The organism is Limnohabitans sp., from assembly GCF_030158565.1.
In the GTDB taxonomy this organism is placed as follows: domain Bacteria; phylum Pseudomonadota; class Gammaproteobacteria; order Burkholderiales; family Burkholderiaceae_C; genus Limnohabitans_A.
In genome coordinates, this window is record NZ_JAOASQ010000024.1 from 38,841 (window position 1) to 61,170 (window position 22,330).

The window sequence follows — 22,330 nt, forward strand, 5'->3', positions numbered from 1 at the left end:
GCCCAAAAGAAAAGCCACGCTGGTGCGTGGCTTTGTGTCCAGCGCCCCTTGAGGGCGCTCAACCGTTGCGCTTATTTGGCAGCGCTGGCAGCAGGTGCAGGTGCAGGTGCAGGTGCAGCGACAGGTGCAGCAGCAGGCGCGGCATCGGCCTTGGCGGGCTCGGTGTGCACAGCGTCAGCGCCGTGTTTCTCGCCACTCATGTCCAGGCTGTCGCCACCTTTACCGATCACGTACAAAGCGATGGCGGCAAACACCACAAATCCAACAGCAATTTTCCACATAGTTCATCTCCAATAATGAAAAAGGCCCTCCACAGAGGGAAGGCCCAGAATGTAGCACCCGAGTCCCCTCGGGTTGCTTACAAGTGAAGATCAGTCTTCAGCGTAGATGTCCACGTCTTTGGTTTCTTTGATGAACAAGCCACCGATCACGACGGTTGCACCAGCGATGATGATGGGGTACCACAAGCCGTTGTACATGTTACCGGTCTGCGCCACGATCGCGAAAGCGGTGGTAGGCAACAGGCCACCGAACCAGCCGTTACCGATGTGGTAAGGCAAGGACATCGATGTGTAACGGATACGGGTGGGGAACATCTCGACCAGCATGGCGGCGATAGGACCGTACACCATGGTCACCAGGATCACCAGGTAGGTGAGGATGGCGATGACGGTGACTTTGTCGAACTTGGCCATGTCAGCTTTGGCGGGGTAGCCAGCGGCTTTCAGGGCAGCGCCCAGGTTGGAGCCCAGCAAGGTCGCACCAGCGGTCTTCTCGTTGCTCAGGTCCTTGACAGACTTGGTGGCAGCTTCGATGGCCTTGGCATCCTTGGGTTCAGCCGCGTTCAGGGCAGCCAGCTTTTCCTCGGCCTTGGCCTTGGCAGCGGCGACGTCTTCAGCAGAGTACTTGACCTGCACGGTGGTCTCACCCACTTTGATGATGGCAGCTGTACCGGCAGCGGCCACTTCGTTGGAGTAGCTCACCGAAGCGCCAGCCAGACGTTGTTTGGCGATGTCGCAAGAAGAGGTGAACTTCTTGGTGCCTGTGGGGTTGAACTGGAACGAGCACTCGGCTGGATCAGCAATCACCACCACTTTGGATGTGGCTTGAGCAGCGGCCAACTCGGGGTTGGCAGCCTTGGTCAAGGCCTTGAACACGGGGAAGTAAGTCACCACAGCCAGCAAGCAACCAGCCAGGATGATTGGCTTGCGGCCAATCTTGTCAGACAGCGAACCGAACACGATGAAGAACGGTGTACCGATGATCAGGGACACGGCCACCATGATGTTGGCGGTGGCGCCGTCCACTTTCAACGCTTGGGTCAGGAAGAACAGGGCGTAGAACTGACCGGAGTACCAGACCACGGCTTGACCAGCGGTCAAACCGATCAGGGCCAAGATCACGATCTTCAGGTTTTTCCACTGGCCGAAAGCTTCGGTCAGAGGGGCCTTGGAGGTCTTGCCTTCGGCTTTCATTTTCACGAAAGCAGGCGATTCGTTCATGCTCAAACGGATGTAGACCGAGATGATCAACATGATGATGGAGACGATGAACGGCACGCGCCAGCCCCAATCAGCGAAGGCTTCTTCACCGATGGCGGTACGTGTACCCAGAATCACCATCAGCGACAGGAACAAGCCCAAAGTCGCGGTGGTCTGGATCCAGGCGGTGTAGGCACCGCGCTTGCCGTGAGGAGCGTGCTCGGCCACGTAAGTGGCTGCACCACCGTACTCACCACCCAAAGCCAAACCTTGCAACAAGCGCAGGCAGATCAGGATGACGGGAGCGGCCACGCCAATGCTGGCGTAGTTGGGCAAGATACCGACGATGAAAGTCGATGCGCCCATGATCAGGATGGTCACCAGGAAGGTGTACTTGCGACCGATCATGTCACCCAGACGACCGAACACCAGCGCGCCGAAAGGACGCACGATGAAACCGGCAGCAAACGCCAACAGCGCGAAGATGAAAGCAGAGCCTTCGTCCAGACCGCTGAAGAATTGCTTGGCAATGATCGCTGCCAAAGAACCGTACAAGTAGAAGTCATACCATTCGAAAACGGTACCCAGAGAAGAGGCAAAAATCACCTTCTTCTCTTCCGCCGACATCGGACGGGGTGCTGCTGTAGCCATAAAGCTGTCTCCAAAAAAGAGTCTCCGACACGGAAACTTGTCGCGATTCTTGGAGGTCCCACTTTCCGTGTTCTGACAACTTGCCAACAAAGGCTTACAACCCGGGGGCAAACCCTTTGTTTTCATCTCGCATGGTGAGAAATGACGCTTTTCCACGGGTAATCCCTAGCGATCTTTCCACGGATAATCTTTTCACCACATACGCCTGAAGCACGCCAAACCACCGTGAACACCCGCCGAGCCCTCGTTTTGCGTCAAAGAATCCGACACAGCACCTGGGTGCTCATGTCGGTGTGGGGATTGGTGAGTTTTGCCTGGCTGCCTTTTGCGCGCGATTTGAACTTCAATTTCTTCGCTTGGAAGTTCAATTTCTGGATGGCCGCACAAGGCAGTGTTTTGATATTTCTGCTGATGACCGTTGTGAATGCCTGGCTGATGAACCACTGGGAAAAAGAACTGGCCACCTTGGAAGAAACAACCGACTCGCCCGAGAGCTGACACGCGTCAGACGGTCACAGCCGCCAAGTGCTCAAACGGCAAAGCTTGCTTGACCAAAATCACCGTGCAAGAAGCCTCCATCGCCACCTTGATCGGCACCGTGGCCACAAAGCGCTGCATCTGCACACCATGCGTGGCCGCGCCCATGATGACCATATTGACCTGATTGCCCTGGGCATAGGCGAGCAAGGCACTGGCCACGTCACCCGACTCCAGCACATGGAAGGAGGTCTGGTGGTCTGCCAGATCCAAAGGCTGCGCCCATTGCTGCAGGCGGCTCAGATGCCAGCTGTGGACACGGGTTTCACTTTTTTCAGACTCGGTGCTGCTGGTCTGGCTGGGTGAAATCACGGTGACGCAGGCCAGGCGTGCACCCGGCCGGATCCCCAGCGATCGCGCCACGGCTTCGCGCAATGAGTACAACGTGGCATCGCTCACATCGTGATGCGGCACCGCCACCATGATGATGGGCACTTGCTCAATTTGCTGCGAAGGCACTGGGCTGGGCTGGTAGGACATGCCTGCGGCTCGAACCCAGCGCTTGAAATGTGCCCAAAAACCCGTCCCCACCGTCCTTCGCCCGCGCGCAGTCACCTTGACCTGATCAGGGTGGCTGAGGTCAAACGCCAAATGCGAGGCCGACGGATAGCGCTGGTCAGCGACCGCCTCCAGGCAGCGCAAGATCACTTCCTGCAGCCATTCGGGCACGTCGGCCCTGTGTTGGCGCGGCGGGACTGGATCCATCCACAAACGCTGCCGCAAGCCGCCTGCCGTGGCCGGCTCACCAAATGGCAATTCGCCGGTTACCAACTCATAGAGCATGACCCCCATGGCAAAAATATCGCTGCGAGGATCGCCCCGCACGCCCACCACCTGCTCCGGTGAAATCCAGACCGGTGAACCCACCGCCTTGCGCAACTCTTCGGCCAGCAAGTCGGGATAGTTGGCGTGGCAAGACAAGCCAAAATCCAGCATCACCGCACTGCCATCGGGGCGAATCAGCACGTTGGCGGGCTTGAGATCGAGGTGACACACGTTTTGCTGATGCAAGCTGTGCGCGGCACGGGCCATGGCTTCGCCCAAACGGGCCACCTCGTTGAAAGTCAGGCTTTCTCGACGATCCAGCCAATGCTGCAAGGTTTGTCCGGTCACATACTCCATGACCAGGTAGGGCACGCGCAACAAATCACCCGCAGCAACAAAGCGGGGCACGTGTGTCCCTTTGAGTTCGCTCAGGATCTGCTGCTCGACTTCAAAGCTGATGATGTTTTCAGCACCGTCGCCCGCCGTCATGCGCGGAATTTTCATGGCCATGGGGAACTCGCTGGTCCTGCGCGTGCCGTCTTCGGCAGCGGCGTAAACCACCTTGTAGATATGCGCCATGCCGCCGGCATGCAAGCACGCTTCGATTTCGAAACCATCGATCTCGTGACCAGGGTCCAGCAGTTTCAACGTCCACGCTCCAATCGTTGGGCAAATGATTCGGGCAGCGCAGCCTGTCGGATGGCTGCAGCCGCTTCTGAATGGTTGTAGGGCACACGGTGAAAAGTGATTTTTCGTGCCCCCCCGTCATACACCGTGTACATGGCGCGGGGGTCGCCATCTCGGGGCTGGCCACACGAACCCACACAGGCCACCAACGGCCTGTGCAGTGACATGGGCACGGCCATGCCGGGCTTGGGCTCGAACCTCATCAGCAAACGGCCAGCCCCCTGGTAATACAAGGTCTGATGGTGCACATGCCCCACCAACACATGCGACGCGCCTTGTGCCTGCGCGGCATCCAGGCAATGGCCGGCGGCACGCTCGCTGTCGACATAACGCCAGGCCTCGGGCTTGTCGGCGCTGGCATGCACCAGCAGCAAGGCTTCGCGCTGGATCGTCACAGGCAATGCCGCCAAAAACGTGCGGTGCGCCGTGCTGAGTTGGTCGTGCGTCCACTGCGCGCCCTGAGCGCCTTGTGTCGCTTCACCGCCTGGTGCGGGCGGGTTGAGGGCCATCGCGTCGTGGTTGCCTTTCAGGACCCAAGCCCCTTGCGCGGCCAAATCCATCACCTGGTCGAGCACCGCCACAGGCTCACCGCCATAGCCCACCAGATCGCCCAAAAAAGCCCACTGGTCCACCCCCTGCTGGCGCGCGTGTGCCAAGCAGGCCTGCAAAGCCTGCCGGTTGGCGTGGATGTCCGAAATCAGGGCCAGTCGCATGTTTGTCTCCTGCACCATGATGGCAGGACTGGCTGATGCGCAGCTTGCAGTAGATCAAACTTCACGGGATCGCCACGCTTTGCTCGCGATGACAAAAAAGTCGAAATATCGCGGTTGGCTGCTTTGCAGCCATTCAAGCATCAGGCCTTGCGCTGCACGCCCACGGGCAGCTGGGCCACACCCGTCCAGTCGGGCGACTGGAACCACGGATCGCCTTGCAGATAAGCGCGTAACATGGGCAGCGCATCGTTGCCCCAAAAAGCCTGACCGTCGACCACAAAGCTGGGCACGCCGAACAGGTTCAGGGCGATGGCCTCGTCGGTGTGGGCCTTGAGTTGTTGTTTGACTTCAGCGCTGGTCACATCGGCCACCGGTTGGAGGTCTGCACTCAATGCCGCCAAACGCTCTGTATCTGCCGCGTCTTGGCCGCTGCACCAAACATGGCGGAAGATTTTTTCGCACACGAAGCGATTGGGCGTGCCCTCGGCATCGCAGGCGGTGGCCAGCCGCAACAAAGCGAGCGAATTGAACGGGTGGCTGGCGGGCAATTGCAAGGGCGTGCCTTGCGCACGCGCCTGCCACTGCACCTGCCGGTAAGTCCAGTCGCGCTTGGACGGGATCTCAGCGGGGCCCAACTGCCCATGGTGTTTGAGCATGGCGCCAAACACCACCGGTTTGTGCACCACGCGGTGGCTGATGCCTTCCAAGGCCTTGGGCAGGGCGTCAAAGGCCAGCCAGGCATAAGGCGAGATGAAGTCCAGATAAAAGTGGATGGTTTTCATGTTCAGCCTTCCAGGGCTTGGCGTTGGCGCAGGCGCTCGGGGATGAGTTCCCATACGCGTCGTTTTTCTTCGTCGGTGGCGCGGCTCCAGCTGCCGATCTCGGGCAGTGTGCGCAGGCAACCGTCGCACCAGCCAGCGCTGGGGTGCATCAGGCACAGCGACACACAGGGTGACGGCACCGAATTGGGCGCAGGCGGCGTGGGCTCGGCCAACACCTGCGCTGCGCGCTCGGCCAATTTCTTCCAATAAAACTGGCTCATGCGGACACCTCTTGCATGGCCTGGGCCACATCGGCCACAGGTGCACCGGTGAGGTGCTTTAGATCGTCAGGTTTCAACTGGAACACGCCATGCGGGTGCCCGGCTGCGGCCCAGACGTCATCAAAGCGCCAGAGGTCTTGGTCAAGCAGGGTCACAGGCGCATTCAGGTGCGCCACGGGCGAGACGCCGCCGATCGCAAAGCCCGTTTGCGCTTTGACGAAGTCGGCATCAGCGCGGCCGATCTTGCCGACAAGCGCCGAGACTTTTTTCTCGTCCACGCGGCGGTCGCCCGAGGCCACCACCAACACGGCCACGCCGTCTTGCTTGCGCTTGAAGATCACGCTCTTGGCGATCTGGCCAAGCTGCACGCCCAGGCCGTCAGCGGCCTCTTGCGCGGTACGGGCAGCGCCGTCGAGCATGACCGGCGTGTGCGGATGTGCCGCATCTTGCAGCGCACGCGCCACGCGTTGCACGCCTTCGGGCAGGGTGTGAAGTTCAGCGCCGCACATGGCTCAGCCTGCCCGCTTGTTGAGGATGGCTTTGGCCACGTTGGAGTTGGGCTTGCGGCCCAGAAAGTCGCTGATGAAGGCACCCGCATCGACCAGCTTGTCCAGATCAATGCCTGTGGCGATGCCCATGCCGTGCAACATGTAGACCACGTCTTCGGTGGACACGTTGCCGGTGGCGCCCTTGGCATAAGGGCAGCCGCCCAGACCCGCCACCGAGGACTGAAAGTTCCACACGCCCATTTGCAGCGAAGCCAGCGTGTTGGCGAGGGCCTGACCGTAGGTGTCATGGAAATGCCCGCAGATGTGGTCCACATCGAAGTACGGCAACGTGGCCTCGATGGCCTTTTGCACCTTGAGCGGGGTGCCGGCACCAATCGTGTCAGCCACATCCACGCGCTGCACGCCGATCTGCTTCATCAGACCCGCCAGATACGCCACGCGCTCGGGCGCGATGTCGCCCTCGTAAGGGCAGCCCACGGTGCAGCTCATGGCGCCGCGCACCGCGATGCCAGCGGCCAGCGCGGCCTGCACCACCGGGGCAAAGCGCTCGATGCTCTCAGCAATGGAGCAGTTGATGTTCTTCTGGCTGAAGGCTTCGCTGGCGGCGCCAAAGACAACGATCTCGTCGGGCTTCGTCACGCGGGCGGCTTCAAAGCCCTGCGCGTTGGGCGTGAGCACCGAATAGCGCACACCGGCTTGGCGCTGGATGCCGTTCATGACCTCGGCGTTGTCGGCCATTTGCGGCACCCATTTGGGGCTCACAAAGCTGGTGACTTCGATTTCGGTCAGGCCTGCGGCTTGCAGGCGGTGCACCAGCTCGATCTTGACCGAGGCAGGCACCGGCTGCTTTTCGTTTTGCAAGCCGTCGCGGGGGCCGACGTCGATGAGTTGAACGCGTGAGGGAAGGGACATGGTTTGCTTTCAATAACCGCGCTGGTGGTCGACCACACCATTGATCGCATCACCGCGCTGCAAAGCCTGAATTTTGCCCACGATTTGCGCGATGCTTTCTTCACGCAAGGTGCGGGCCGAGGTGTGCGGGGTGACGGTGATTTTCGGGTGTTGCCAGAAAGGGTGATCGGCGGGCAGCGGCTCGGTGCGGAACACGTCGAGCGTGGCACCGGCCATGTGGCCGCTGTCGATCAGGGTGATCAGGGCTTCTTCGACCAAATGTTTGCCGCGTGCCACGTTGATGAGGTAGCCGCCTTGGGGCAGCTGCGACAAGGTGGCGTGGTTCAGGATGTTTTCGGTCTCGGGCGTGAGCGGCATGAGGTTGACCAGCACGCGCGAAGCGGCCAGAAACCCGGGCAGGCCTTGTGCTCCGCTGAAACAGCGGATGCCGGGCAGATCTTTCGCGCTGCGGCTGTAGCCGTTGACCGGGAACTCAAACACCTGCAGCGCTTTGGCCACGCGCTCACCCAGCACGCCCAGACCCATGACGCCCACAGCAAAGTCGGCGCGGCTGCGCGGCTTGCGGTAGGACCATTTGCCCGCCCCGGTGTCGGCGTCGTAGCCGTCGAATTCGCGGAAGTGGCGGATCACCGCGTGGCACACGTATTCGGCCATCTGCACCGACATGCCGGCATCGTCAAGCCGTACCACCTTGAGGCTGGACGGCAGCTTCAGCTGCAACAAGGCATCGACGCCCGCACCGATGTTGAACAGGGTTTGCAGGCCAGGCTGCTCGTCGATGAACTGCTGGGGCGGCGCCCAGACGATGGCGTGGTCGGCCTGCGGCGCGCCCGGCGTCCAGGCGGAAACAGCGGCCTCAGGGAAAGCTTGTTGCAAGCCCTGCACCCAAGGCGTCGGATCGAGCTTTTCAAAGCAGATGGTGATGTTCATGAAGGCGATTTTGTCAGCAAGGCCAAGCCCCTGCTGTCACTCAGGGTGCCAAGAAGTCATGACATGGCGCCCATTGGAGCCACTTGCGTCATGGCGAGGAACGAAGTGACGTGACCATCCAGCAACGATGCCCATGCAGGCACTGGATAGCCACGCTGCGCTCGCGATGACGGCAGAGGCGCTTGACTTGCGCCAACATGCCCATCACGCCGCGAGCTTGAGCAGCTCGGCCCCTTCGGTCACTTGGTCGCCAGGCGCGTACAGCAGCTCGGCCACGGTGCCGTCTTTGGGGGCACTGATGGTGTGTTCCATCTTCATGGCTTCCATGACCGCCAGCGGCTGACCGGCCTTGACATTGTCACCCGCCTTGACGGCAAAGGACACGACTTTGCCGGGCATGGGGGCCGTGAGGCGCCCGCCCTCTTGGGCGGCTTCGCCAGCGTGGGCCAGTGGGTCAAGCAGGCTGATGCGGGCCGCGCCTTGCGGGGTAAACACATGGCGGGTTTCGCCTTGCGCGTGGACTGTGCTGTGGATGCGCTGGCCATTGAACTGCACCCACAAGCCATCGCCTTGGGGCGTGAACTGCAGAGCGCTTTCTGCGCCCTCGCCCACTTGCAACAACAGCTGCGAGCCATAGGTCAGCACCGCACGCACGGGCTGGCCGTCGTATTCGAGTTCAAAGCGGCGGCGTGTGGTGCCGTGCGACTGCCAGCCGTCGCGGCGGCTGAAGGGGTCAGCGCCCTGCACCGCGGCTTCCGATTGCAGGGCATCGGCGATCACGGCAGCGGCTGCGGGCTCCAGACCGACCGGGTCTTGCTTGAACAGCACGGCGCTTTCTCGCTGAATGAGCGCGGTGTCGAGCTGGGCCTTGGCAAACGCGGGCGAGCGCACCACATGGCGCAAGAACTGCACGTTGGTGTTCAGGCCGACGATATGGGTTTGGGCCAGCGCGGTGTCCAGGCGCGCCAGCGCTTGCTCGCGGGTGTCGCCGTGCACGATCAGCTTGGCCACCATGGAGTCGTAAAACGGGCTGATGGTGTCGCCCTCGCGCACGCCATCGTCGATGCGCACGGTGTTGCGCTCAAAGCTGCTGGCTTGCGGCTTGCGGTAAACCTGCAAAGTGCCGGTGGCGGGCAAGAAGTTGTTGTCGGGGTTCTCGGCGCAAATGCGCGCTTCGATGGCATGACCCTGAATGCGGATCTGGTCTTGCGCCAAAGGCAGCGGCTCGCCGCTGGCGACGCGCAGTTGCCACTCCACCAGGTCCAAACCAGTGATGGCTTCGGTCACGGGGTGCTCCACCTGCAGTCGGGTGTTCATCTCCATGAAGAAGAACTTCATGGACTCGGGCTGATCGTAGGCCGTTTGCTCGACGATGAATTCCACCGTGCCCGCACCCACGTAGTTCACCGCCTTGGCAGCGGCCACAGCGGCTGCGCCCATCTGTGCACGCAGGCTTTCGGTCATGCCGGGGGCTGGGGCTTCTTCGAGCACTTTTTGGTGGCGGCGCTGCACCGAGCAGTCGCGCTCGAACAAATACACGCAGTTGCCTTGCGTGTCGCCAAACACCTGGATCTCGATGTGGCGAGGGCGCTGCAAATACTTTTCGATCAGCACCGCGTCGCTGCCAAAGCTGTTGATGGCCTCGCGTTTGCACGATGCGAGCGCCGCAGCAAAATCTTCGGGCTTCTCGACCACGCGCATGCCTTTGCCGCCGCCACCCGCGCTGGCCTTGATGAGGGCGGGATAACCGATGCGGTCGGCTTCGCGCTGCAACAGCGCCGGGTCTTGGTCAGCCCCGTGGTAACCAGGCACCAGCGGCACGCCAGCAGATTCCATCAAGCGCTTGGACTCGGCTTTGAGTCCCATCGCCAAAATGGCCGAGGCAGGCGGGCCGATGAACACCAAGCCCGCAGCAGCGCAGGCTTTGGCGAAGTCTTCGTTCTCGCTCAAAAAGCCATAGCCCGGGTGCACCGCCTCGGCGCCTGTGGCCTTGGCGGCTTCCAGAATCCGCTCCCAGCGCAGATAGCTGTCCTTGGGCGCAGAGCCGCCCACGTGCACGGCTTCGTCGCAGGCTTGCACGTGCTTGGCACCGGCGTCGGCATCGGAATAAACCGCCACGGTTTGGATGCCCATGCGGCGTGCAGTGGCTGCCACGCGGCAAGCAATTTCGCCACGGTTGGCGATCAAAATTTTTGTAAACATCCTCAACTCCTGTTAAGCCGTCACTGCGAGGAGCGCAGCGACGCGGCAGTCCATGGGTCACCACGCAACGCTGGCGATGACGACTCCAAAAAAAGCATCACAGCATCCAACCCGGCTGACGCTTATCCAAAAAGGCCGACAGGCCATCCTGCGCTTCAGGCGTGGCGCGCAGACCTGCGATGCGCTGGGCGGTGTCTTCCACCACGACGTCGTTGATCGGCTTGTTGTCGACGGCGCGGATCAAATCTTTGGCGGCGGCTTGCGAGAGCGGGCCGCCTTGAATCAGCGCGTCCACGATGTCCTGTACCTTGGCATCCAGCTGCTCGGGCTCCACCGCTTCGTGCACCAGACCCAGCTCACGGGCGCGCACGGCGTCGATGCGCTCGGCCGACTGAAAGTAACGGTAGCTCTGACGTGCGCCGATGGCCCGCACCACATAGGGGCTGATGGCGGCAGGGATGATGCCGAACTTCACTTCGGATGTGGCAAACACCGCCTTGGTTGAAGCAACGGCGATGTCGCACGCGGCCGTGAGTCCGGTGCCGCCACCCAGCGCAGCGCCTTGCACGCGGGCAATGGTGGGCTTCTTCATCTCAGCCAACACGCGCAGCATGCGGGCTAGAGCCCGGGCGTCGCGCAGGTTGTCGTCCACGCCGTTTTGTGCGGCGCGCTTCATCCAGTTCAGGTCAGCGCCGGCCGAAAAGCTCTTGCCGCGACCGGCCAGCACCACCACGCGCACGCTGTCGTCGGCATCCAAGGCTTCGCAAGCGGCCGTGAGTTCGGCGATCAGAGCTTCGTCAAAAGCGTTGTGCACATCGGGGCGGTTCATCCACACGGTGGCAACGCGGTTGTGGCGTTCAATTTCGAGGGTTTGGTACATGGTGCTTGGGCTCGGTTGAAGGTTTTTTCAGGTGGTTGGGTGTGGCCAGGTGTGCAGCCCGCCCAATGTTTGGAGTGATTCAAAGTCCGCATCGCGGTGCAGCAAAGTGTGGCCGTTCGTGATGCAGTAGCTGGCCAGCAGCACGTCGATGGGGCTGCGCACGGTACGGCCTGATTGACGCAGCTTCCGGTAGCGCTCGGCAGCCTTGAGCGCAGGGGCTGTGCCTCCGATCTCGACCTGGGGCAATGCGCTGAGCAGTGTTTGGGCTTGTCGCATCAATGTGCCCTCACGAAAGCCACGCATCACCTCGAACAGCACCAAATCGGCCATGCCGACTTCGATGCTGGAGTCGCCCAGGCATCGGGCCAAGGTCTGGCTTTGCGCGCTTCGTCCATCACGGAAGAAGTCGATCCAGACGCTGGAGTCCACCAGGATCATTTGGCTTTGCTCCGTGCTGCTTTCGCAGGCTTTTTGGCTTGGGTGGTGCGCGCTTTGGCAGCCGCCTTTTTGGGCACCGAATAGGCGGCTTTGGGCTCCTGCACGGCCATCGCAGGCGTTTCTTCAGTGTGGGCCTGTGCCCATGCCGCGTCCGTATCGTCCCATTGCAACTTGCCGCGCAAGGCCAACAAACCGTTGTAGACCTGACGGCGACGCACCAAGCGCAAGCCCTCTTCGACCGCTTCTTTCTTGGTCTTGAAGCCGCCCGCTTCCATGGCTGCGGCCATCAAGTCGTCGTCGATTTCAATGTTGGTTCGCATGGTCTTGGCCTCTTAATGTGTATGAATTTATAAAATCATACACATCACATGCGGAAAAGTCCAAATTTCGTCTCGGGGATCGGCGCATTGAGCGATGCGCTCAGGCCCAGCGCCAGCACGCGGCGGGTGTCGGCGGGGTCGATCACGCCGTCGTCCCACAGGCGGGCGGTGGCGTAGTAAGGGTGGCCTTGTACTTCGTATTGCTCTTTGATGGGGGCCTTGAAAGCGGCTTCTTCGTCGGCGCTCCACTGGCCGCCCTTGGCTTCGATGCCGTCGCGCTTGACCGTGGCCAGCACACTGGCGGCCTGCTCGCCGCCCATGACGGAGATGCGGGCGTTGGGCCACATCCACAAGAAACGTGGCGAGTAAGCACGGCCGCACATGCCGTAGTTACCCGCGCCAAAGCTGCCGCCAATGATGATGGTGAACTTGGGCACAGCGGCCGTGGCCACAGCCGTGACCATCTTGGCGCCGTTGCGGGCGATGCCTTCGTTTTCGTATTTGCGGCCCACCATGAAGCCGGTGATGTTCTGCAAAAACACCAGCGGGATCTTGCGCTGGCAGCACAGCTCGATGAAGTGCGCGCCCTTGAGCGCCGACTCGCTGAACAGGATGCCGTTGTTGGCGATGATGCCCACCGGCATGCCTTCGATGCGGGCAAAGCCGCAGACCAGGGTGGTGCCAAAGCGCGATTTGAATTCATCGAACTCGGAGCCGTCGACGATGCGAGCGATGATCTCGCGCACATCGAAGGGCTTGCGCGTGTCGGTCGGGATCACACCGTACAGCTCTTTGGCCTCGTACTTGGGTAGCACGGGCGCATGCGTCGCGATGTTGGGGGCCTTTTGCGCGTTCAGGTTCTTGACCGCCTGACGCGCCAAAGACAGCGCATGCAAATCGTTTTGCGCGAGGTGATCGGCCACGCCCGAGAGGCGCGTGTGCACATCGCCGCCGCCCAAGTCTTCGGCGCTCACCACCTCGCCGGTGGCGGCCTTCACCAAGGGCGGCCCACCCAAAAAGATGGTGCCCTGGTTCTTGACGATGATGGTCTCGTCGCTCATGGCGGGCACATAAGCGCCGCCCGCTGTGCAACTGCCCATGACCACCGCGATCTGCGCGATACCCTGCGCGCTCATGTTGGCCTGGTTGAAGAAGATGCGGCCGAAGTGGTCGCGGTCGGGGAAGACCTCGTCCTGATTCGGCAGGTTGGCACCGCCCGAGTCCACCAGGTAGATGCAGGGCAAGCGGTTTTGCTGTGCGATCTCTTGCGCGCGCAGGTGCTTCTTGACAGTCATGGGGTAGTAGGTGCCGCCCTTCACGGTGGCGTCGTTGCAGACGATCATGCAGTCCACACCGTTCACACGCCCAATGCCCACGATCACGCCCGAGCTGGGCGCGTCGTTGTTGTACATGTTCAGAGCCGCCAGCGGCGCGACTTCAAGGAAAGGTGTGCCGGGATCGAGCAGCATCTGCACGCGGTCACGCGGCAACAGCTTGCCGCGGGCGGTGTGCTTGGCGCGGGCGGCTTCGCCACCGCCCTGGGCCACACGCTCCAGGTGGGTGCGCAGGTCATCGACCACGGCCTGCATGGCGGCGGCGTTGGCCACAAATTCGGCCGAGCGGGAATTGAGTTGGGTTTGCAAAACGGTCATGGGGTCTTCCGGTGGAAACACGGGCAGTCGCCAGCATAAGTCCCTGCCCCAAGGTCGGCATGCCAGACAGGTTGCAAATCCTGCCAAAATACACCACAACATGAGCCCCAACACCCGCTCCTCACGCGCCGAGACCCCGATTGCCTTCATTCAGGCGATGGTTTCGGCCTATGAGGCCCGCGGCATGGACCCGTCAGGCGCCTTGAAAACGGCACAAATTGCGCCAAACTTACTGCGCCAGGCCAACGCCCGCGTGACCGCACTGCAGATGGAGTGGATGAGTGAGGCCGCCATGCGCGAGCTGGACGACGAGGCGCTGGGCTGGTTTCGCCGCCGCCTGCCCTGGGGCAGCTACGGCATGCTGGTGCGCGCCTCGCTGACAGCCCCCAACCTGGGCGTGGCGCTGGCCCGCTGGTGCCGCCACCACAACCTGTTGACCGATGACATCCGTCTGACCCTGAGCACATCGAACGGGAAAGCTCACATCGAGCTGCACGAAGAGCACGACCTGAAAGACCTGCGCGAGTTCTGCACCGTGTCGGTGCTGCGCAACGCACTGGGCGTGGCCTGCTGGCTGACCGACTCGCGCATCCCGCTGAGCGCCACCGACCTGCAATTTGCGCCACCGCGCCATGCCGACAGCTACCGCGTGCTGTTTGACGGGCCGGTGCGCTTTGAGGCTCCGCACAGCCAGCTGAGCTTTGACGCGGGCTACCTTCAGCTGCCCATTCGACGCGACGAAGCGGCCCTGCAACGCATGCTGCAACGCGCCCTGCTGCTGACGGTGCGCCCCTACCGACGCGACCGCCTGCTGGTCGAAAAAGTGCGCCAGTCACTGGCCGAGCACCCCGAGCACAACCGCAATGCCGACGATCTGGCGGCATGGCTCAACTTGTCACCGCGCACACTCCACCGGCAACTCAAAGAAGAAGGCGCAAGCCTGCAAGCACTCAAGGATGCGGTGCGCCGCGATATGGCCAGCGATTTACTGTTGCGCAGCACGCGGCCCATCAAGCAAGTGGCCGCCGAAGTGGGGTTTCAAAATGAGAAGAGCTTCATGCGGGCCTTCAAAAGCTGGACGGGGCTAACGCCCGATGAATTCCGCTCCGGACGATGACGGTCAAGTTTCTTGCGGCGTTGTCAACGCGGATCGCGGTTGAAGCAGCAAGCCCAGCCCTGCAATCACGCAAAAGATGGCCCCGGCATAGAACGTGAAAGATGCGCAAAAGCAGATCATCGCCTTCATGGTGTCGCTGGCTTTTGCGATCGCGGCTTCGGCCAACTTCCCGGTGCTGTTCTTGTCGGTGCTGTGGAAAGACTGCACGACACGTGGCGCGGTGATTGGCGGCTTCCTGGGCCTGATTTATTCGGTGGGCCTCACGGTGGTGTCGCCTGCGGTGTGGGAAGTGACCTTGGGCAACCCCAAGGGCTCAGCCTGGTTCCAGTACAGCTCGCCCGCTTTGTTCTCGATGACCATCGGTTTCGTGGGCATCTGGTTGTTCTCGATTTTGGACAAGAGCGAACAAGCCCAAAAAGAACGCGCGGCCTTCCCGGCTCAGCAAGTGCGCTCTGAAACCGGCTACGGCGCTGCCGCGGCTTCGGACCACTGATTTTTCAGTTTCGATTGAAAAACCCAAAGGGCGCTTCGGCGCCCTTTTTCATGGTCGATCGGGATGTTCACGCACGTCGCCGTTGGGCGCTTTTTCGGCTTTTCTCAAAAAAATCAGGCGGCTTGCGCTGGACCCAGGTCACAAACTTGAGCACATCCGGGTGCGCCAGCAAAGCTTGCGGGGTGTTGAACTGCCGCGCCAGTTCGTTCTCGGACAAGAGCGCATGGATTTGCCGGTGGCAGATGCGGTGCAGCAGCTGGGTCTCGCGCCCGCCTTTGGACTTGGGTACAAAGTGATGCGCGTCTTGCTCGGCAGGCGGAATCTCGCGGCCGCACAAAGGGCAGACCGGCAGCGCGACGGGCTGGCGTGCCAAATCCAGCGCCCATCGTTGCTGTCGTTTGATCTTGCCCAACACAAGCAGCGCTTTGCGGCAGGGATCAGGCCGCAGGCGGCTGCCGACGCTTGGCCGCGCTGCGGCAGGCGTCGCAGCAGTATTTGACCTCGTCCCAATTCTTGGCCCAGGCCTTGCGCCAGGTCATGTCGCGCTGACAGACATGGCAAGGCTTGCTGGGCAGGCTTGCCTTGTTGCCTTTGAATCCGCTGCGCATACCGTGAAAGTCAAGTGCGCCAGGCTGCCACAGGCTCGGCGATGAATTGCGACAACTGGAACACCGAGTTGGGGGCTTCGGGTCGCCATGGGGGCGCCATCGGCTTGAAGCCGAAGTCCCAGACCTTGGCTTTGCGGGGCAGCGACAAGGTGGTGGCCTCGCTCACATGATCGGCGATGAAGGTGGCGCTCAAAAAGGCTTGCAATTCGCGCTCCAGAGACTGGCCGATGGCTTGCTCCAGATCGATTTGCAAGTCGCCCTGCACAGCTGCTGGCTCTTGGTAAGGGTCCAGCGCCGCCACCACCGACCAGACGCTCATGCTCTCGGCACTGTGGGCCAGGTCGTAGCCGCCGCCAGGCCCACGGGTGGCACGGACAAAACCATGCTCACGCAGCGCTTTGAGCAGGCTTTCTACGTAGGACACCGACAAGCCCACCTGAGCAGCCAAATCGGCGGTGGTGATGGTGTTGCCTGTGGGCAGCCCCGCCATGACCACCAGGGCATTGACGGCATGAAACACTTTTTTGCTCAACATACAGGGATGTCCTCCACTTCTGGGTGCTGAATCTACCACCCATCACCCCAATATCTACTCAATTTTTAATTTATACATAAAATTCAGTTCAATATCTACTCAAAACATCCGCCATGAGCTCACCCATTGCCAACCACCGCATCGGCGCCATCTCGGCACTCAGCGGTGTGCCTGTCTCCACACTTCGGGTTTGGGAGGTGCGGCACGGCGCATTCACACCGGGCAAGTCGGAAGGCCGACACCGGCTTTACTCCGACGAAGATGCGCTGCGGGCGTCCTTGATCCGGCAGCTGACCGAATGCGGGCACAGCATCAGCACTTTGGCCAAGCTGTCCGCCACACAACTCAATGCATTGCTGCAGCAACAACGCAGCGCGGGCCAGCGCAGCCGCACGGCAGCGCCCTCGCAGGCCCCGGTCACCGTGGCGGTGGTGGGTGTGGGCATGGCCGCACGCGTCGCCTCGGGCCAACTGGCGCTGGCTTTGCCCGACAAGCCGATCCAGATCACCGAGATCCTGGAAGACCTGGACGAGGCCGCCCAAGCCCCCATGCCCTCGCGCCCGCAGGTGCTGCTGGTGCGGGTGAACTCCTTGCACGTGCTGGCGGGCAACGACATCCAGCGCCTGGTGCACGCCCACCCGTTTCAGCAAGCGATCGTGCTCTACAACTTCGGGCAGGAGCCCGTCATCGCGGGCCTCAAGCTGGCGGGCATCAAGGTGCGCAGGGAGCCGATCTCGAATGCGGAGCTGGGCGAGTTGATCAACTCGCTCTTGTGGCTGGACCACAACCCCGAGGCGAGCGATGTGCAGCGCAGCGGTTTGGTGCCGCCGCGCAAATACAGCGACGAGACCTTGCACCGCGTGGCCAACAGCCCCAACAAAGTGCTGTGCGAATGCCCACGCCATGTGGCCGAGTTGATCTCGCAACTGGCCAGCTTTGAGCAGTACAGCCAGGAGTGTCTGAACAAAAGCGCAGAGGATGCGCATTTGCACGCCTACCTGAGCTCGGTGTCGGGCTCGGCCCGCGCCTTGTTTGAAAAGGCTTTGGAGATGGTGGCGCAACACGAAAACATCACGCTGCCGCAGATGCCCTCTTGGGGCGCACAAGCATCCTGACTTCAGGCGTGCTTGAACCATGAAACGACATGTTGCCCTGACCGTGCTGGCCCTCACAGCGCTGGGGGTTGCCCTGAGTCACCTGCGGTGGATGCCTACCGACAACGGCCACCTGCTGGCCATCGACGGGCGTGCGGTGGACGTGCAAGGCTGGGTGGCCGACACCAGCAATCGCCTGCGGCGTGACTGCTCAGCGGTGCAAAAGCTGACGCAACAAGACGTCTTGTTCGCCCAAGCCCTGGCCAGCGTGCGGGCCTACAGCCCACCGGCTTCACGCTCGGCCCGCTTGCAGTCGTCATGGCGCGCAGGTCCATGGCTCTTGGTCGAGGTGCAATTCGATGACTTGCTGCCCTCGGTGGTGCTGATGCGCGCCGTGGCGGGCCGTTTGCAGATCGAACCGCACGGCATCTGGAGCGGGCAGACACACCCCTGGCGCGCGGCACCTTTGATCCGCTCTTATCTGGCGCGACAAGTGTCATCGGCGCCGCCTGAGCTGCTGGCTTGCTTCGAGCCCCAGCTGGTGCATTGAGCAGCAGGCGCACAACATGGGCACACAACTGGTCTGGTTCAAGCGCGATTTGCGCGTGCATGACCACGCGGCCTTGGCGCAGGCGGCCGCGCAAGGGCCAGTGCTGTGCGTGTACATCATCGAGCCCTCCTATTGGTGCGCCCCCGATGCCTCGCAAAGGCAGTTCGACTTTGTGCGTGAATGCCTGCGCGACCTGTACCGGCAACTCAAGGCCTGCGGCCTGGTGCTGCACGTGGTGACCGGCGAAGTGACCGAGGTGTTGGCGCAACTGCACCAAGTGCAGCCCTTCAGCCACCTGCACTCGCACCAGGAAACCGGCAATGGCCTGAGCTACCAACGCGACCTGGCGGTGGCCACGTGGTGCACATCGCATGGCGTGGTGTGGCAAGAGCAGCGCCAACACGGCGTGGTCCGCCGCCTGCAAAGCCGCGACCAGTGGAGTGAGCACTGGCAGCAGCTGATGGACGCGCCGCAAGAGCCCACGCCCGATCTGCAAAGCGCCGACTGGCCCTGGGCTGCGCAAACCTTTCCCGAGTGGCAAGCTTGGGGGCGCCCCACAGACGAAGCCCCAGAGCGCCAAACCGGTGGCCGCAGCGAAGGCCTGCGCACGCTGCACAGTTTTTTGAGCGAGCGCAGCAGCCAATACCGGGGCGGCATTTCATCACCGCTGAGCGCCAGCAGTGCTTGCTCCAGACTCTCGCCCTATTTGAGCTGGGGGTGCCTGAGCCTGCGCGAGGTGGTGCAGGCCACCGAAGAGACGCTGCGTCAGCCCCACGTGGACAGCTGGACACGCAAAGGGCTGAGCGCTTTCATGAGCCGCCTGCATTGGCATTGCCACTTCATGCAAAAGCTGGAAAGCGAACCCGCCATCGAAACGCGCAACATGCACCGGGGCTATGACGGCCTGCGCGAAAACGACTGGAACGATGCGCACTTTGAACGCCTGCGCAGCGCCACCACCGGCTGGCCGCTGGTGGATGCCTGCGTGACCATGCTGCAGCAAACCGGCTGGCTCAATTTCAGGATGCGGGCCATGCTGGTGTCGGTGGCGGCGTATCCGCTGTGGCTGCACTGGGACCAAGTGGGCCACTGGTTGGCATCGCAGTTTGTGGATTACGAACCCGGCATCCACTGGAGCCAGATGCAAATGCAGTCGGGCACCACCGGCATCAACACCACCCGCGTGTACAACCCGATCAAACAAGCGCAAGACCAAGACCCGCAAGGCATCTTTGTGCGGCGCTGGCTGCCTGTGCTGCGGCAAGTGCCCGACACCTGGTTGTTCGAGCCTTGGAAAATGCCGCCGTCGGTGCAGGCGCAGTGCGGCGTGGTGGTGGGCCGTGACTGGCCCCTGCCCGTGGTCGATCTGCCCGAAGCCACACGCAAGGCCAAGGCCTTGCTGCACGCCAGGCGCAACACCTCACCGGTGCGTCAAGCCAAGCAAGCCGTCATCGACAAACACGCTTCGCGCAAGCGCCCCGAAGGCACCCGCAAACGCCGCCCACCACCCGCGCAAGAAGCACAAACCACACTGGACTTTTGACATGCAACACCCCACCCCGCCGATTCGGCACCTGGTCCTGGTGCTGGGCGACCAGCTGGACCTGAACGCCAGTGCCTTGCAGGATTTCGAGCCTGAGCACGATGTGGTCTGGATGGCCGAGGTCATGCAAGAGTCCACCCATGTGCCCTCGTCCAAACAACGCACCGCTTTGTTTTTGAGTGCCATGCGGCACTTTGCACAGGCCCTGCGCGCACAAGGCTGGACAGTGCATTACACCGAGCTGGACGATGCGGACAACACAGGCACCTTGGCGGGCGAGCTGACCCGCGCCATCGCGCATTGGCAACCCCGAGCCCTGTGCATGACCGCGCCGGGCGACTGGCGCGTCTTGCAGGCCATCCAGGCCACGGCCAAGGCGCAGCAAAAGCCCCTGATGCTGCACGACGACCTGAGCTTTTTCACCACGGTGCGCGATTTTGCGGCGCACGCCAAAGGCCGCAAGCAGCTGCGCATGGAGTATTGGTACCGCGAACAGCGCCAACGCTTTGGCGTGCTGATGGACGGCGGCAAGCCGGTGGGCGGGCAGTGGAATTTCGACGCGGACAACCGCGAGTCGTTCGGCAAACAAGGCCCACAAAACCTGCCCGCACCGCAACGCTTTGCGCCCGACGCAACCACGCAAGAGGTGCTGGCACTGGTGTCACGGGTTTTGCCCAAAGCCCCAGGGCAGTTGGACGACTTTGCCTGGCCCGTCACGCGCACTCAAGCGCTGCAAGCTTTGGACGACTTCATCACCCACCGGCTGCCGCTCTTTGGCCAATACGAAGACGCCATGTGGGCGGGTGAACCGTGGCTGTACCACTCGCAGCTGTCGGTCTGCCTGAACCTGAAACTGCTGTCAGCGCAGGAGGTGGTGCAAGCGGCCGAACAAGCTTGGACACGTGGCCATGCGCCGTTGCCCGCCGTGGAAGGTTTTGTGCGGCAAATTCTGGGCTGGCGCGAATACGTGCGCGGCATGTACTGGACGCAGATGCCCCGCTACCTCGACCTCAATGCGCTCAACGCGCAAGAAGCCTTACCCGAATTTTTCTGGACCGGCGAGACCGACATGGCCTGCTTGCGCGATGCCTTAAAGCAAACACTGCGGCATGGCTACGCGCACCACATCCAGCGGCTGATGGTATTGGGCCTGTACGGCCTGCTGCGCGGCGTGCACCCGCAGCAGATGCACAGCTGGTTTTTGAGTGTGTATGTGGACGCGGTGGAGTGGGTGGAGCTGCCCAACACCCTGGGCATGTCGCAGTTTGGCGATGCCGGCCTGATGGCGAGCAAGCCTTATGTGGCCACGGGCAAATACATCCAGCGCATGAGCAACCACTGCCAGGGCTGCAAGTTTGATCCGGCGCAATCGGTGGGCCCACAGGCCTGCCCCTACACCACGCTGTATTGGGACTTCTTGCGTCGCCACCAGGCATCGCTGGCGAAGAACCCGCGCATGGCCATGCAGCTCAAAAACCTGAACCGCCTGTCGGCTGAGACCCTCGAAAACATCGCGCAACAGGCGCAAGCCCACCGCCAAAATGACTGAACGCTGAGCCGCACGCGCGCTCAGCCCAGCACCTGAGCCGCCAACCGGGCATACAGCGGAATGCCCAGCAGGATGTTGAAAGGGAAGGTCAGCCCCAGCGACAGGCCCACGTACAAGGACGGGTTGGCCTCGGGCAGCGCATAACGCAGCACCGCAGGCACAGCGATGTAGGACGCGCTGGCGGCCAGCACCATCAGCAAGACCGCATCGGCCTGGGGGACTTCGAGCAGCCAGCACAGGCCCAGCGCCATGCCCGCATGCACCAGGGGGGCCAGCAGGCCATAGGCCAGCAGCCAGGGCGACTGGCCGCGCAAACCCGGCAGGTTGCGGGCGGCCATGAGGCCCATGTCCAGCAAGAAGAAAGCAAGCATGCCCTTGAACAGGTCACCTGAAAACGGCTGCATCGCCCGCTGACCCGACTCACCGCTGACCATGCCGATCAGCATCGCGCCCAGCAGCAACAGCTGCGCCCCGTCGGTGAACGACTCGTGCAGGATCTTGCCCATCGAAACGCGCTGGCCTGCTGGACCCTGTTGCGCCCCAGACTGCCCCCGCAAGCGGTTGGCCATCAGCACGGCAAAGATGATGGCAGGGGATTCCATCAGGGCCATGGCCGCGGCCATGTGCCCCCCGTAGGCCAGGCCATGCGTCTCCAGGTGGTTCATGGCGGTGATGAAGGTGACGGCACTGACCGAGCCATAGGTGGCCGCCAGGGCCGCCGCATCAAAACCGCTCAAGAGGCGGCGCAGGCATTGGTAGCTCAGCCAGGGCACCAGCATGGCCAGAAAGACCGCCAGGGACAGGCTCACCGCGACCTGCGGCGTCAGGCCCGACTGCGCCAGCGCAAAGCCACCTTTGAGGCCCAAAGCCATCAAGAGGTAGAGGGACAGGAAACGTGAAATCGCCGGGGGAATCTCCAGGTTCGACTTCACCAGCCCGGCAAAGACGCCGAACACAAAAAACAAAATCGCGGGGTCCACCAAGACATGCATTTCAAACTCCAGATCAAAAACTGCTGTGATTGTGTGACCCACAGTTCATAAAGTAAAATCGATTTTTAAATACATGGTAATCATCCCCTTTTGCAAGGGTCTCAGAAGTAGAAACGCTACGCAGCCATGG

At 62.0% G+C, this 22,330-nt stretch carries 24 protein-coding genes and 1 pseudogene; 7 read left to right on the top strand and 18 right to left on the bottom strand.

Annotated features, from left to right (window positions below; genetic code table 11):
- Positions 1-71: 71 nt before the first annotated feature.
- Both Q1W40_RS04835 and Q1W40_RS04840 read right to left on the bottom strand, forming a co-directional pair.
- Positions 72-281 carry a hypothetical protein gene (locus Q1W40_RS04835; protein ID WP_300709460.1) on the bottom strand — a complete coding sequence of 70 codons (210 nt, stop codon included), beginning with the start codon at positions 279-281 and terminating at the stop codon, positions 72-74.
- Between the two features lie 90 nt (positions 282-371).
- On the bottom strand, positions 372-2,132 hold the full coding sequence (locus Q1W40_RS04840; protein WP_300709462.1) for an MFS transporter: 1,761 nt from the start codon (positions 2,130-2,132) through the stop codon (positions 372-374).
- A gap of 225 nt (positions 2,133-2,357) precedes the next feature.
- On the opposite strand from Q1W40_RS04840, the gene Q1W40_RS04845 reads away from it, so the two are divergent.
- Entirely contained in the window at positions 2,358-2,630 is a 273-nt protein-coding gene (locus tag Q1W40_RS04845) for a sodium/substrate symporter small subunit (RefSeq protein WP_300709464.1), read from the top strand.
- A gap of 6 nt (positions 2,631-2,636) precedes the next feature.
- Here the strand turns inward: Q1W40_RS04845 and Q1W40_RS04850 are convergent, their stop codons facing one another.
- The 12 genes from Q1W40_RS04850 to Q1W40_RS04905 form a co-directional block, all read right to left on the bottom strand.
- A complete protein-coding gene (locus Q1W40_RS04850; RefSeq protein WP_300709466.1) occupies positions 2,637-4,082 on the bottom strand; it encodes a bifunctional serine/threonine-protein kinase/universal stress protein in 1,446 nt (481 codons plus the stop codon).
- The gene (locus Q1W40_RS04855; protein ID WP_300709468.1) at positions 4,079-4,834 is read right to left on the bottom strand and encodes a metallophosphoesterase family protein; all 756 of its coding nucleotides are present in this window, start codon (positions 4,832-4,834) and stop codon (positions 4,079-4,081) included. The genes Q1W40_RS04850 and Q1W40_RS04855 overlap by 4 nt, the downstream gene beginning before the upstream one ends.
- A 140-nt stretch (positions 4,835-4,974) precedes the next feature.
- Positions 4,975-5,616, bottom strand: a complete 642-nt coding sequence (locus tag Q1W40_RS04860; RefSeq protein WP_300709470.1) for a 2-hydroxychromene-2-carboxylate isomerase — start codon at positions 5,614-5,616, stop codon at positions 4,975-4,977.
- A 2-nt stretch (positions 5,617-5,618) separates the two neighbouring features.
- A complete protein-coding gene (locus tag Q1W40_RS04865; RefSeq protein WP_300709472.1) occupies positions 5,619-5,876 on the bottom strand; it encodes a DUF1289 domain-containing protein in 258 nt (85 codons plus the stop codon).
- Entirely contained in the window at positions 5,873-6,385 is a 513-nt protein-coding gene (locus tag Q1W40_RS04870; RefSeq protein ID WP_300709475.1) for a YbaK/EbsC family protein, read from the bottom strand. The genes Q1W40_RS04865 and Q1W40_RS04870 overlap by 4 nt, the downstream gene beginning before the upstream one ends.
- Before the next feature lie 3 nt (positions 6,386-6,388).
- Complete coding sequence (locus Q1W40_RS04875; protein ID WP_300709477.1) at positions 6,389-7,297, bottom strand: hydroxymethylglutaryl-CoA lyase; 909 nt, start codon at positions 7,295-7,297, stop codon at positions 6,389-6,391.
- Between the two features lie 9 nt (positions 7,298-7,306).
- Entirely contained in the window at positions 7,307-8,227 is a 921-nt protein-coding gene (locus Q1W40_RS04880; protein WP_300709479.1) for a glyoxylate/hydroxypyruvate reductase A, read from the bottom strand.
- A 204-nt stretch (positions 8,228-8,431) separates the two neighbouring features.
- Positions 8,432-10,429: an acetyl/propionyl/methylcrotonyl-CoA carboxylase subunit alpha gene (locus Q1W40_RS04885; protein WP_300709481.1), complete on the bottom strand. Its 1,998-nt coding sequence runs from the start codon at positions 10,427-10,429 to the stop codon at positions 8,432-8,434.
- 97 nt (positions 10,430-10,526) lie between these two features.
- On the bottom strand, positions 10,527-11,309 hold the full coding sequence (locus Q1W40_RS04890; RefSeq protein WP_300709484.1) for an enoyl-CoA hydratase/isomerase family protein: 783 nt from the start codon (positions 11,307-11,309) through the stop codon (positions 10,527-10,529).
- A 27-nt stretch (positions 11,310-11,336) separates the two neighbouring features.
- Positions 11,337-11,747 (bottom strand): PIN domain nuclease, encoded by a 411-nt coding sequence (locus Q1W40_RS04895; protein WP_108326724.1) that lies wholly within the window; start codon positions 11,745-11,747, stop codon positions 11,337-11,339.
- Positions 11,744-12,067 carry a type II toxin-antitoxin system VapB family antitoxin gene (locus Q1W40_RS04900; protein ID WP_300709488.1) on the bottom strand — a complete coding sequence of 108 codons (324 nt, stop codon included), beginning with the start codon at positions 12,065-12,067 and terminating at the stop codon, positions 11,744-11,746. The genes Q1W40_RS04895 and Q1W40_RS04900 overlap by 4 nt, the downstream gene beginning before the upstream one ends.
- 44 nt (positions 12,068-12,111) lie before the next feature.
- Complete coding sequence (locus Q1W40_RS04905) at positions 12,112-13,719, bottom strand: carboxyl transferase domain-containing protein (RefSeq protein WP_300709490.1); 1,608 nt, start codon at positions 13,717-13,719, stop codon at positions 12,112-12,114.
- Positions 13,720-13,819: 100 nt separating this feature from the next.
- Here Q1W40_RS04905 and Q1W40_RS04910 point away from each other — a divergent pair, with 100 nt between their 5' ends.
- Both Q1W40_RS04910 and actP read left to right on the top strand, forming a co-directional pair.
- Entirely contained in the window at positions 13,820-14,836 is a 1,017-nt protein-coding gene (locus Q1W40_RS04910) for an AraC family transcriptional regulator (RefSeq protein ID WP_300709491.1), read from the top strand.
- Positions 14,837-14,942: 106 nt separating this feature from the next.
- A pseudogene (actP, locus tag Q1W40_RS04915) lies at positions 14,943-15,329 on the top strand (cation acetate symporter); the annotation flags it as partial.
- A gap of 67 nt (positions 15,330-15,396) precedes the next feature.
- On the opposite strand, the gene Q1W40_RS04920 reads toward actP, so the two are convergent.
- From Q1W40_RS04920 to Q1W40_RS04930, 3 genes are read right to left on the bottom strand one after another with little or no spacing between them, the layout of a single operon-like run.
- Positions 15,397-15,744 (bottom strand): HNH endonuclease signature motif containing protein, encoded by a 348-nt coding sequence (locus Q1W40_RS04920; protein ID WP_315169507.1) that lies wholly within the window; start codon positions 15,742-15,744, stop codon positions 15,397-15,399.
- 22 nt (positions 15,745-15,766) lie between these two features.
- The gene (locus Q1W40_RS04925) at positions 15,767-15,937 is read right to left on the bottom strand and encodes a DUF2256 domain-containing protein (protein WP_300709492.1); all 171 of its coding nucleotides are present in this window, start codon (positions 15,935-15,937) and stop codon (positions 15,767-15,769) included.
- Positions 15,938-15,947: 10 nt separating this feature from the next.
- Positions 15,948-16,472: an Rrf2 family transcriptional regulator gene (locus tag Q1W40_RS04930; protein WP_300709493.1), complete on the bottom strand. Its 525-nt coding sequence runs from the start codon at positions 16,470-16,472 to the stop codon at positions 15,948-15,950.
- Positions 16,473-16,585: 113 nt separating this feature from the next.
- Here Q1W40_RS04930 and Q1W40_RS04935 point away from each other — a divergent pair, with 113 nt between their 5' ends.
- The 4 genes from Q1W40_RS04935 to Q1W40_RS04950 are packed head-to-tail and all read left to right on the top strand — an operon-like array spanning position 16,586 to position 21,208.
- Positions 16,586-17,587: a MerR family transcriptional regulator gene (locus tag Q1W40_RS04935; RefSeq protein WP_300709495.1), complete on the top strand. Its 1,002-nt coding sequence runs from the start codon at positions 16,586-16,588 to the stop codon at positions 17,585-17,587.
- Between the two features lie 19 nt (positions 17,588-17,606).
- Positions 17,607-18,116 (top strand): hypothetical protein, encoded by a 510-nt coding sequence (locus Q1W40_RS04940; RefSeq protein WP_300709497.1) that lies wholly within the window; start codon positions 17,607-17,609, stop codon positions 18,114-18,116.
- A 16-nt stretch (positions 18,117-18,132) separates the two neighbouring features.
- Complete coding sequence (locus Q1W40_RS04945) at positions 18,133-19,659, top strand: FAD-binding domain-containing protein (protein ID WP_300709499.1); 1,527 nt, start codon at positions 18,133-18,135, stop codon at positions 19,657-19,659.
- 1 nt (position 19,660) lies between these two features.
- Entirely contained in the window at positions 19,661-21,208 is a 1,548-nt protein-coding gene (locus Q1W40_RS04950) for a cryptochrome/photolyase family protein (protein ID WP_300709501.1), read from the top strand.
- A gap of 20 nt (positions 21,209-21,228) precedes the next feature.
- On the opposite strand, the gene Q1W40_RS04955 is transcribed toward Q1W40_RS04950, so the two are convergent.
- Positions 21,229-22,200: a sodium-dependent bicarbonate transport family permease gene (locus Q1W40_RS04955; protein ID WP_300709503.1), complete on the bottom strand. Its 972-nt coding sequence runs from the start codon at positions 22,198-22,200 to the stop codon at positions 21,229-21,231.
- Between the last annotated feature and the right edge of the window lie 130 nt (positions 22,201-22,330).

Coding starts and splice junctions, on each gene's coding strand:
- Q1W40_RS04835 (WP_300709460.1), bottom strand. CDS start 281: ATGTGGAAAATTGCTGTTGGATTTGTGGTGTTTGCCGCCATCGCTTTG.
- Q1W40_RS04840 (WP_300709462.1), bottom strand. CDS start 2,132: ATGGCTACAGCAGCACCCCGTCCGATGTCGGCGGAAGAGAAGAAGGTG.
- Q1W40_RS04855 (WP_300709468.1), bottom strand. CDS start 4,834: ATGCGACTGGCCCTGATTTCGGACATCCACGCCAACCGGCAGGCTTTG.
- Q1W40_RS04860 (WP_300709470.1), bottom strand. CDS start 5,616: ATGAAAACCATCCACTTTTATCTGGACTTCATCTCGCCTTATGCCTGG.
- Q1W40_RS04865 (WP_300709472.1), bottom strand. CDS start 5,876: ATGAGCCAGTTTTATTGGAAGAAATTGGCCGAGCGCGCAGCGCAGGTG.
- Q1W40_RS04870 (WP_300709475.1), bottom strand. CDS start 6,385: ATGTGCGGCGCTGAACTTCACACCCTGCCCGAAGGCGTGCAACGCGTG.
- Q1W40_RS04875 (WP_300709477.1), bottom strand. CDS start 7,297: ATGTCCCTTCCCTCACGCGTTCAACTCATCGACGTCGGCCCCCGCGAC.
- Q1W40_RS04880 (WP_300709479.1), bottom strand. CDS start 8,227: ATGAACATCACCATCTGCTTTGAAAAGCTCGATCCGACGCCTTGGGTG.
- Q1W40_RS04885 (WP_300709481.1), bottom strand. CDS start 10,429: ATGTTTACAAAAATTTTGATCGCCAACCGTGGCGAAATTGCTTGCCGC.
- Q1W40_RS04890 (WP_300709484.1), bottom strand. CDS start 11,309: ATGTACCAAACCCTCGAAATTGAACGCCACAACCGCGTTGCCACCGTG.
- Q1W40_RS04895 (WP_108326724.1), bottom strand. CDS start 11,747: ATGATCCTGGTGGACTCCAGCGTCTGGATCGACTTCTTCCGTGATGGA.
- Q1W40_RS04900 (WP_300709488.1), bottom strand. CDS start 12,067: ATGCGAACCAACATTGAAATCGACGACGACTTGATGGCCGCAGCCATG.
- Q1W40_RS04905 (WP_300709490.1), bottom strand. CDS start 13,719: ATGACCGTTTTGCAAACCCAACTCAATTCCCGCTCGGCCGAATTTGTG.
- Q1W40_RS04910 (WP_300709491.1), top strand. CDS start 13,820: ATGAGCCCCAACACCCGCTCCTCACGCGCCGAGACCCCGATTGCCTTC.
- Q1W40_RS04925 (WP_300709492.1), bottom strand. CDS start 15,937: ATGCGCAGCGGATTCAAAGGCAACAAGGCAAGCCTGCCCAGCAAGCCT.
- Q1W40_RS04930 (WP_300709493.1), bottom strand. CDS start 16,472: ATGTTGAGCAAAAAAGTGTTTCATGCCGTCAATGCCCTGGTGGTCATG.
- Q1W40_RS04935 (WP_300709495.1), top strand. CDS start 16,586: ATGAGCTCACCCATTGCCAACCACCGCATCGGCGCCATCTCGGCACTC.
- Q1W40_RS04940 (WP_300709497.1), top strand. CDS start 17,607: ATGAAACGACATGTTGCCCTGACCGTGCTGGCCCTCACAGCGCTGGGG.
- Q1W40_RS04945 (WP_300709499.1), top strand. CDS start 18,133: ATGGGCACACAACTGGTCTGGTTCAAGCGCGATTTGCGCGTGCATGAC.
- Q1W40_RS04950 (WP_300709501.1), top strand. CDS start 19,661: ATGCAACACCCCACCCCGCCGATTCGGCACCTGGTCCTGGTGCTGGGC.
- Q1W40_RS04955 (WP_300709503.1), bottom strand. CDS start 22,200: ATGCATGTCTTGGTGGACCCCGCGATTTTGTTTTTTGTGTTCGGCGTC.